Genomic DNA, 9101 nt, shown 5'->3' on the forward strand with positions numbered 1-9101 from the left:
GAGGTCCGCGCCGACATCCACGAGGCCTTCCTCAGCCTGGCCTGCGCTCTGATCTGCTGGCGCCGTCTGAGCTCATTGCGTTAGGAGTTATAAGAAGGGCGAGGCCCGCCAGTTGCTGATGGATGTGATCCTGCCGATCTTGGTCGACCCGGGCATCGACGACGACCAGGTCAGCGGGATCCTGCGGGAGCGGATCGGGATGGACAAGCTCCGCGAGGTCTCGGCGATCAACTGGAAGCCGCTCCCCCGCGACCACGGCCGTTTGGCCGCGCTGGAGGCCTCCTACACCTACCTGCGCCGCTTCACCCCGAAGGTGCTGTCCACGGTCGACTTCCACGGCGGGCCTGGCGCGCAGGACCTGATGACCGCGTTGAGCATGTTGAAGGAGTTGAACCGGACCTGCGGCCGGAAGGTCCCGGCCGGGGCGCCGACGTCGTTCGTGCCGGCCAGGTACGCCGACTACCTCGCCAAGGCCCGCAAGGCGGGAGACGACACGGCGTTGCGGCACGCCGACAGCTTGCACCGGTCGAGGTGGCGGTGCATGGCGGCCAGGGCGTCGCAGGCGGCCACCGCGGTATCGGTGGCAGGACGGATTGGCACGACGGGGGCGCTCATGGCATCACGCCTTCTTGTCCGCTGAGTTCTGTCCTGGGCTCCGAGGACCCGGTGACGGCGTTATCCACTGAGTGTTGGACCACTTCTTCACCCAGCTCGGACTCGGCCCCGCCGTCGTCCGCCGCGACGACGCCCCCAAGCTCGCGCCCCGCGCCCTGGACGCCCGCCAGCAGAAGCGCTACCTGCGCGCCGTCGAACGCCGCCCCCTCGCCCGCGACCGCGCCATCGGCTGGCTGCTGTTCTACTCCGGCGTCCGGATCGCCGAGCTCGTCGCTCTGGACGACGACGACGTCCCGCTCTCGGCGCGCAAAGGCAAGGTCATCGTCCGCTCCGGCAAGGGCGAGACCTCCCGTGAGATCCCGCTCCTGGACGGCACCGCGCGGACCTCCATCACCGAGTGGCGCACCGACCGCGCCTCCTGGCCCGGCGCCGACACCCCGGCGCTGTTCCTCAATCGCCGCGGCGGGCGTCTGCTCGACACCACCCGCCGCTACACCCTGCCTACCCACGCCGGCCTCGAAGACGCCGTCAGCCATCTCTCCACCGATCAGTAGGCCACCGCTGAACTGGGCGAACACAATCGCGTGTACCTGGCTGCACGAGTCCTACCGACACCTCACCTACCAAGGACGTTGTCATACCCGCACCAGCCATCTACGCTATTTCGTAACTATGGAATAGCGTAGGAGGATGCGATGAGCGAGGACAAACTCACCGAATTAGAGCGCCGGATCGCCCACCTGGAGAGTCGAGTCGACACCGTTGCCCCACGACGCCTCCCGAAGTCGCCGTCCCTCACCACGGCAGCCACCAGCATGCTCCGCCAGGCGAAGGAGGAGAACAGGCTCGGGACGGTGGGCTATGTCGGAGCAGCACGACTGGCCGGCGGCGAGAACCTCTGGGACAGGCAGCTTTCTCTCGCCGAGTTGCTGTCGGCCGATTGGGCGCCAGTGGCCGCAATCCTGGAGTCCCTGGGCAGCCAGCCGCGGCTGGCGCTGCTCGCCGCGCTCGTACAACAGGGCCGGTGCACCAGCACCGACCTCCAAGAGTCCATCGGCGGAGACGGCGAGCAGACCACGAGCGGCCAGCTCTATCACCACCTGCGCGCGCTACAGAGCGCCAGGCTGATCACACAACGGAGGCGCGGCGAGTACGAGCTGGCACCTCAGGCCACGATCCAGGTCCTCACCATCCTCGCCGCCGCGTTCGACCTGGCCAACGACCCCCCGCTGGGCCCACCAGCCGATCTCCCCAACCCGGAATGACCAAGCAGGCACCAAGTTGCATGGACTTGCGGAGGCCGTCCAGCAGCAGGCCGCGCAGGTAAAGCAGGCCCCTGGGCCGCTGATCGGAGCGGACCAAGGGGGACTACCGCAATACGGCAGAAACGGGCCGCACCTCTGACTAATAACCCTTGAGTTCCTTCAGGCATGCCGGACCTCTCTAGCCCCAGGACCTGGGCGTATCTGCTGGCGCTCCGACTTCTTCGGGTGTTGATGAGATTTCGGGGATTCTGAAGGTCTATCGTCCTGGCCGTTCGTCTTGCTGTGGTGGTGAAGGCGAGGTGGCCGGAGTTGGCGCTGGCGGTGGTGAAAGATCTGCGAGTGGCGCGTGCTCCGGCCACCGTGGAGGACCTGGAGGCGCTGGAAACCGAGGTGCTGGCCGGGTTCGTGCTGGCCCGGGCGGCGGCGGGGCTGTCGGACGGGACGATTTCCTCCGACGTGGTGCATCTGGAGCAGGCGCGGGCCTGGTCTGGCCGACCGCTGTGGGAGATGGAGCCCGCCGACGCCGATGCATACTTCGGCAAGGTGCTGCGCTCCACTGCGAAGGGCACTCGGCTGGCCCGGGCTCAGGCGATCAAGACGTTCTTCCTGTTCCTTGAGCTGCGACACAAGGTCGAGATTCACTAGATGACCGGCCGGGTGGTCGAGTGCCCGATCGATGAGATGAACCGGCCGCGCGGCGGCCCGCTGGGCATGCTGCGTATCCCGCCCACCGCCGACCAGGTGGACCGGCTGTTCGCCGGGTGGCGGCAGGAACTGGCGAGCTGCCGAAAGTTCGCTCCAACCGCCCGCAACTACACCGCCTGCCGGTTGATGGCCGAGGTCGGACTGCGCGTGAACGAGGCATGCAAGCTCGACCTGGCCGACATCAAGTGGGACCTGGGCCGCTTCGGCAAGCTGCACGTCCGTCACGGCAAGGGCGCCCGCGGGTCCGGACCACGTGAGCGGATGGTGCCGCTGATCAACAACGCCGTGGCGACGCTGCGCTGGTTCATCGAGGACGTATGGGGCCAGTTCGGCGACGCCACACCCGGCCCGGGGTGGCGCTGCTGCTGTCGGAGCGCAAGAGCACCGACGGCTCAGTCGCCCGCGTCGGCGATGAGACGCTCCGGGCCGCGCTGGCCAGGGCCGCCGCCGCCCATCTGCCGGAATGGGCCAACGTCCTGACCCCGCACGTGCTGCGGCACTTCTGCGCCTCTCAGCTCTGTCAGTCGATGCCTTCGATGATGCGGAAGTCGCGCTCGACGCCGTCGGGGAGGGCCACCAGCGCCTTCTGGTATGCCTCGCTCTCGTATGCCGCGACGGCCTGTTCAAAGCTGTCGAACTCGATCAGAACGACGCGCTGCGTGATTCCGGCCTCGTGGGCGACGACTCGACCGCCACGGGACGGGAGGAGGGACAGGTTGCGCCCGCCCCCAGCCTGGACAGCCGGACCGGCCAGCTTGTCGTAGGCAGTCAGCCTCTCCGCGTCGGAAATGGCGGGGTAGACACTGACCCAGTAGCCCTTAGCCATGGAAACCTCCTGTGTTCGGCCGGACACGTCCGACTTCGAATTGACACCCAGATCGATCGATCCCGGCGACGGGTCCTGCGGTCAGTGGAATCGTCATATGCGCAGGTTAGGGCTTGATGTGCGGTCGAGGGAAAGACCGGTACGGGATAGACTCAGAACGGATCGTTATCAATCGGCAGGGAGGGCGCGTGGCGCCGGATACGGTGAGCCTGCGGTACTTCCTGGTGCTGACGCAGGAGTTGAACTTCACCCGCGCGGCCGCACGGATCGGTATCGCACAGCCCGCACTCAGCGCACGGATGCGCCGATTGGAGGCGGAACTCGGTACGGCCCTGTTGGTCCGCAACACGCGTAGCGTCGTATTGACCACGGCCGGTGCGGCTTTGGCGGAGTCCGCGCCGCCCGCGCTGGCGGCGCTGGACCGGGCATGGGACACCGCCCGGAGCGCGGCGGCCGGTGAACTGGGCACGCTGCGCATCGGATACAGCCTCAGCACCGGGGCCGAGACGGCACCGGCCCTGGTGGACAGGCTGATTCGCGGCAACAGCGGACTCGAGGTCGGCGCGGTCCCGATGGCGACACCGGAGATCTCCCTCGCGGTCGCCGACGGCCGCATCGATGCCGGGATCACCCGCGGTGAACAGCCGGGCCGTGGCGTGCGCCGGTTCCTGCTGCGGCGTGAGCGCGTCGGGGTCCAGCTGGCGCAACACCATCCGCTGGCCGAACACCCGGAGATCGAGATCGCCGACGCGGCCGCGTATCCGCTGCGACTCCCGGACCGTGCGGCCAACCCCGTGATCCACGATCAGCTGTCCGCACTGTTCCGAGACACCCGACCACACCCCCGATTCCACATGCCCGCGGTCTCTTTCGACATGTCTCAGCGCGACCTGCGCGACGGGGTCACCCTCGCCCCGGCCGGAGAAGCCGTAGTCACGGCACAACCGGCCGGTCTCACCTGGCGACCGCTGCGGGGCGCGCCCAGCCTGACGATCCACCTGGTCCTCCCATGCGAGCAGTCGCCGCTACACCGCCGCATCCGTGCCGTCGCCAAAACCCTGGCGCACGAGCTGCACTGGCTGCCGGACTGACGCGCAAGAGGTCAAGCGAGACGGACGCCTGCGGTGGCGAGGCCGAAGACCTTGCGCCCGGCGGACTTCGCGGTGATGACGACGACGGCGGTCTTGCTGAATGTCCGACACGACCTCGCTACGCCGGCGGATCAGCATCCGATGATGGGCCCCGGGCCGGTCCGAGTCGTACACCGCGGCGACGTCTTCGCCCAGCCCGAGATCTCGGAAGCGGGCTCGCGGACGGCGAACAGCAGCAGCACCGACTCGCCGAGCAACCGCCTGGCGACGAATCCGAGCACCTGGCGCGAGGCCGCGTCGAGCCACTGGGCGTCATCGACGAGGCAGACCAGCGGCTGGCCGCTTCGGCGAGCAGGGAGAGCATGGCCAAGCCGAGGACGAGCTTGTCGGGGGCCGAGCCCACGGCGTAGCCGAAGGTCACCTCCAGGGCGTGGCGCTGGGGCGCGGGGAGGGTGACCGCAGTCGTGAGCATGGGACCGCAGAGCTGGTGGAGGGCTACGAAAGACAGTTCGAGCTCGGATTCGATGCCAGTGATCCGGATGACCCGGCAATGCTCGGCCTGGCTCTCGACGTAGTGGAGCAGGGCGGTCTTGCCGGCGCCCGCCTCGCCACGCAGGACGAGCACGGCGCTCTCGCCGCCCCTGACCTGTTCCAGCGCCTGGTGCAGGCGTTCGCGCTCGAATCGGCGTCCCTTCAGGACAGGCGCTGCCACGGCTCGGTTCTAGTGATCATCCGTCTGTCTGGCACCAGGGCGGCCAAGGGCCTGGGACGTGGCCGCCTGGCCCTTCTCCGGACTCGATCAACTGGGAGCCCCTGCGGCTCATCAGGGAGCCGACTCGGGTGCTTCGCCGCGGTCACCTGGAGTCTCGGCCAGGTCAGAGCCCCGACCGGCAGGCCGTTGGGATCGGCTGCCGCGGTGACCACGCCCGCCTCCCAGGCGACGTCGTGGACGACCACTTCCCGGCGTTGTCCGGCCCGATCCATGTTGGGGCATGTCTCCTGCCACCAGCGTCTCGCCGATCGCCGGTGGCGGGAAGGCCTGCGCGCGCTAGCGGGCCGGGGCGTCCAGAAACTCCTGGACGAGCGCGGCGAACTGGCGCGGGTACTGGAACAGGAACCCGTGTCCGGCGTCGGAGAAGATCCGTAGCCGTGCGTCGGGCAGGTGGTCGGCGAGGAGTTGGGAGTTGACCGTCGGGATCATCGGGTCGTTGTCCCCGGCGGCCACGAGCGTGGGCTGGGTGATCCCGGCGAGGCGGGCGAGCCGGGCCGGATCCGGGATGCCCCACTCGACGATCGCGTCGTACTGGGCGCGGGCGACCTCGGAGCCGTTCGGCCGGTCGGGGTGCTCGGTCCGGCTGAAGACGCGCTGGGCGTACTCCTTGCCGAGCGACCGGCTGGTCTCGGTGATGCCGAAGAAGATGTGCAGGAGCTCCTCGATGCCGCCGTCCGCGCGGTTGGCGGCGCGTTCGATGTCGAGGGCCCAGCCGTGCATCTGCTTCCCGCCCCGAGGGCCGGTCCCGGCCAGCACGATCCGCCGTACGGCGCGCGGCCTCAGCAGCGCGAGCTCCTGGGCGACCATGCCACCCAGCGAGAAGCCCAGCAGGTCGGCCCGCTCGATCTCCAGCGCGTCGAGGAAGGCGATGGCGTCCCTGGCCATCTGGGTGACGGTGACGGGCACCTGGCCGGAGGAGCGGCCGACGCCGGTGTTGTCGAGCAGGATCACCTCCCGGCCTTCGGCGAGTGCGTCCACGAGAAGCGGGTCCCAGTTGTCGAGGGTGCCGCGGAAGTGCTGCAGGAACAGCAGCGGCGACCGGCCGGTGCCGGTGACGCCGAAGCGGCGGTAGGCGTAGGTCACCCCGTTGGCGGCGGTGACGTCGAGGATGGGCGTGGTGAACGTGGTCATGATCTGTCCTCAGCGGGGGAGTTCGTCGCCGTGGTGCTCAGCGACCAGGTAGGCGGCGTACCAGTCGGGCCAGTTCTCGTCGTGGGCGCCGCCGTGGCGGGCTTCGTGCTCGCCGTGCGCGGCGGCCGCCCTCCTGAGCGCGCCGGCCAGGTCGCTCACCGACGTGTACGTCGTGGACGTGCTGTCGACGCGTCCGGGAATCCGGGTCGTGACCTCCTGGAGCAGGAAGGTGTTGCCGTCGGGATCGTGGAAGGCCGCGAAGGACCCATAGCTGGCCCGGTCGGCCGCGAGCCCGTCGGCCTGCCCGTCGGGGACCTGGCCGAACTGCGCGCCGGGAGCCTCCGGGTGGAAGACCTCGCCGACGTCGGCGCCCAGAGCCGTGAGCTGGTCGCGGGCCGCGGCGATGTCGGAGACGACCAGGTAGACGCCTTCGGCGGTGCCGGGCCGCTGGTTGGTGATCCGGGTCCCGAACTGGATGGAGGCGGGCGATCCGGGAGGCGTGACCTGGACGACGCGGAAGCCGTTGTCGAAGGCGAAGTCGGCGTCCAGCCGCCAGCCCAGGTCTTCGTAGAACTTCTTGGAGCGGTCGACGTCGGAGACGGGGATGACGACGGCTTCGACCTTCAGATCCTGCTTCATGGCGTTCACCTTTCGATGCGCTGGTGGCGGTCCCACCAGTCGAGGACGAGGGAGGCGTAAGCCTTGGGGGCTTCCTCCCAGGCGAAGTGCCCGGCGTCGAGGACGTCGAGCGAGTTGTTGGGCAGCCGGGCGGCGAGGTACTCGGCGTGCGGGCGCGGGACGACCAGGTCCCGCTCGGGGGAGATGATCCGGACCGGCGTCCGGATGGTCGAAAGCAGCGGTTCGAGGGCGTTGAGCTCGGTGGGATAGGTGCGGACGTAACGCATCGACTCGGCGAACCGCGGACCGGCGTAGGAGGCGACATAGTCGTTGCGCACGTGCTCCCCGAGAGGCGTGGCCGGGAAGATGTTCTCCAGGGTCGTCCGCATGACCTGGTCCGCGTTCGACTCGTACCAGCTGATGTCGGGCTCGTACACCCAGCCCGCGAGCGGCTCGCCGAGGGGCAGATCGGCCGACGCGCCTCCGCCGCCGACGACGACGCTGTGGAAGCGGTCGGGCCGTCGCGCCGCCGCGAACAGGGAGGCGCTGGTGCCGACGTCCGGGCCGACGACGTGCACCTTGTCGAGCTCGAGCGCGTCCAGGAACGTCAGGATGAACGCGCCGGCGGCTCGCGGGGTGAGCACGTCCGGACGGCCTTCCGATCTTCCGAAACCGGGCAGGTCGACGGCGATCACGTGGACGCCGGCCGTCAGTTCGGCCCACATGGGTTCGTAGGCGTACAAGCTCTCAGGCCAAGGGCTGAGCAGGAGCGCGTGCGTGTCGCGCTGCTCGCTCTCGGCGTAGCGGACGGTGAGCCCGTCCAGTGTGATGATCTTTGGGGTGATCGGTGAGGTGCTCATAGTTTCCTCCACGTCCGGCGCTGTCGCCGTTGTGCTGTCAGCCTCGTCCGGCGGCGATCTCGTCGCACCAGGGGAATGCCCTGGTCCCGTTCCGACCCACGGGCGCGGGTCAGGAGGCACGTGGGTGTCACGGGTGCGATGCCCAGCAGCTGTGCGGGATGGTCTGAGGACAAGGCGAGACGACCGGAAGGGCGCGTGGAGATGAGCGGGACCAGCGAATGCGACGTCGTGGTGATCGGGTTAGGCCCGGGAGGCGAGCACGTGGCGGGAAGCCTGGCCAGGGCCGGGCTGTCGGTCGTGGGCGTGGACGAACGCCTGGTCGGCGGTGAGTGCCCTTACTTCGGGTGCATCCCGACCAAGATGATGATCGCCGCCGCCGACAAGCTGCGCGCGGCCCGGTACGTCGGGGGCCACGCCGGATCGGCGACCGTCACCCCGGACTGGAAGCCGGTCGCGGAGCGGATCCGCGACGAGGCGACCGACGACTGGAACGATCAGGTCGCGGTCGACCGGTTGGTCGACGCCGGCGGCGTCTTCGCGCGCGGCCGCGGCCGGATCACCGCGCCCGGCACGGTCACCGTCACCGGCCCCGACGGGTCGCTGACGTCCTACGCCGCCCGGCGCGGCATCGTGCTCAACACCGGCACCTCCCCGGCCGCGCCGCCGATCCTCGGGCTCGCGGACACGCCGTACTGGACCAACCGGGACGTCGTCCGCCTGACCGAGCTGCCGGCCTCGCTGGCGGTGCTCGGCGGCGGCGCGATCGGCTGCGAGATAGCACAGGCCTTCGCCGCATTCGGTGTCAAGGTGACGGTGATCGAGGCCGCCGACCGGTTGCTCGCGGTCGAGGAACCGGAGGCCTCAGCGGCCGTGGCGAAGGCGTTCGCGGCCGAGGGCGTCACCGTGCGCACGTCGGCGCGGGCCGAGCGGGTCGAGCACGACGGCGACGGCTTCCGGATCAGCCTGGCCGACGGCACGGTCGTAGCCGAGCGCCTGCTGGTCGCCGCGGGCCGGCGCAACAACCTGCGAGACCTCGGCCTTGAGCGGGTTGGCCTGGACCGGGACGCGCAGGTGCTGGACCCCGACGAGCGGATGCGGGTTGCCGAGGGCGTCTGGGCCGTCGGCGACATCACCGGCAAGGGCGCGTTCACCCACATGTCGATGTACCAGGCCGACGTGGTGATCCGGGACCTGACCGGCGCCGGCGGCCCGTGGGCG

The 9101-nt window shown here is 69.5% G+C and carries 12 protein-coding genes; 7 read left to right on the forward strand and 5 right to left on the reverse strand.

Annotated elements, in window-relative coordinates:
* The first annotated feature begins 112 nt into the window (after positions 1-112).
* The 5 genes from AB0395_RS46825 (at position 113) to AB0395_RS46845 (ending at position 3065) form a co-directional block, all read left to right on the forward strand.
* Positions 113-640: a hypothetical protein gene (locus tag AB0395_RS46825; protein ID WP_366294434.1), complete on the forward strand. Its 528-nt coding sequence runs from the start codon at positions 113-115 to the stop codon at positions 638-640.
* A 49-nt stretch (positions 641-689) separates the two neighbouring features.
* A complete protein-coding gene (locus tag AB0395_RS46830) occupies positions 690-1169 on the forward strand; it encodes a tyrosine-type recombinase/integrase (protein WP_366294437.1) in 480 nt (159 codons plus the stop codon).
* A 141-nt stretch (positions 1170-1310) separates the two neighbouring features.
* A complete protein-coding gene (locus AB0395_RS46835; RefSeq protein WP_366294440.1) occupies positions 1311-1880 on the forward strand; it encodes a hypothetical protein in 570 nt (189 codons plus the stop codon).
* 309 nt (positions 1881-2189) lie between these two features.
* Positions 2190-2525 (forward strand): hypothetical protein, encoded by a 336-nt coding sequence (locus AB0395_RS46840; RefSeq protein WP_366294443.1) that lies wholly within the window; start codon positions 2190-2192, stop codon positions 2523-2525.
* Positions 2526-3065, forward strand: a complete 540-nt coding sequence (locus tag AB0395_RS46845) for a site-specific integrase (RefSeq protein ID WP_366294446.1) — start codon at positions 2526-2528, stop codon at positions 3063-3065.
* A gap of 40 nt (positions 3066-3105) precedes the next feature.
* Here AB0395_RS46845 and AB0395_RS46850 read toward each other — a convergent pair whose 3' ends face one another.
* Positions 3106-3411: a DUF1330 domain-containing protein gene (locus AB0395_RS46850; protein WP_366294449.1), complete on the reverse strand. Its 306-nt coding sequence runs from the start codon at positions 3409-3411 to the stop codon at positions 3106-3108.
* Between the two features lie 188 nt (positions 3412-3599).
* On the opposite strand from AB0395_RS46850, the gene AB0395_RS46855 reads away from it, so the two are divergent.
* Complete coding sequence (locus tag AB0395_RS46855) at positions 3600-4502, forward strand: LysR family transcriptional regulator (protein ID WP_366294452.1); 903 nt, start codon at positions 3600-3602, stop codon at positions 4500-4502.
* 118 nt (positions 4503-4620) lie between these two features.
* Here the strand turns inward: AB0395_RS46855 and AB0395_RS46860 are convergent, their stop codons facing one another.
* The 4 genes from AB0395_RS46860 to AB0395_RS46875 all read right to left on the reverse strand — a co-directional run bounded on the left by AB0395_RS46860 (position 4621) and on the right by AB0395_RS46875 (position 7883).
* Complete coding sequence (locus tag AB0395_RS46860; protein ID WP_366294455.1) at positions 4621-5214, reverse strand: ATP-binding protein; 594 nt, start codon at positions 5212-5214, stop codon at positions 4621-4623.
* 336 nt (positions 5215-5550) lie between these two features.
* Entirely contained in the window at positions 5551-6405 is an 855-nt protein-coding gene (locus AB0395_RS46865) for an alpha/beta hydrolase (RefSeq protein ID WP_366294458.1), read from the reverse strand.
* 9 nt (positions 6406-6414) lie between these two features.
* Positions 6415-7044 carry a VOC family protein gene (locus AB0395_RS46870; protein ID WP_366294461.1) on the reverse strand — a complete coding sequence of 210 codons (630 nt, stop codon included), beginning with the start codon at positions 7042-7044 and terminating at the stop codon, positions 6415-6417.
* Positions 7045-7049: 5 nt separating this feature from the next.
* Positions 7050-7883 (reverse strand): alpha/beta hydrolase, encoded by an 834-nt coding sequence (locus AB0395_RS46875; RefSeq protein ID WP_366294464.1) that lies wholly within the window; start codon positions 7881-7883, stop codon positions 7050-7052.
* A 201-nt stretch (positions 7884-8084) separates the two neighbouring features.
* Between AB0395_RS46875 and AB0395_RS46880 the strand changes: the two genes are divergently transcribed.
* Positions 8085-9101: NAD(P)/FAD-dependent oxidoreductase (locus AB0395_RS46880; RefSeq protein WP_366294467.1), on the forward strand; the 1017-nt coding region annotated here is incomplete at its 3' end.

Origin of the sequence: Streptosporangium sp. NPDC051023 (assembly GCF_040689595.1) — a bacterium.
GTDB lineage: Bacteria > Actinomycetota > Actinomycetes > Streptosporangiales > Streptosporangiaceae > Streptosporangium.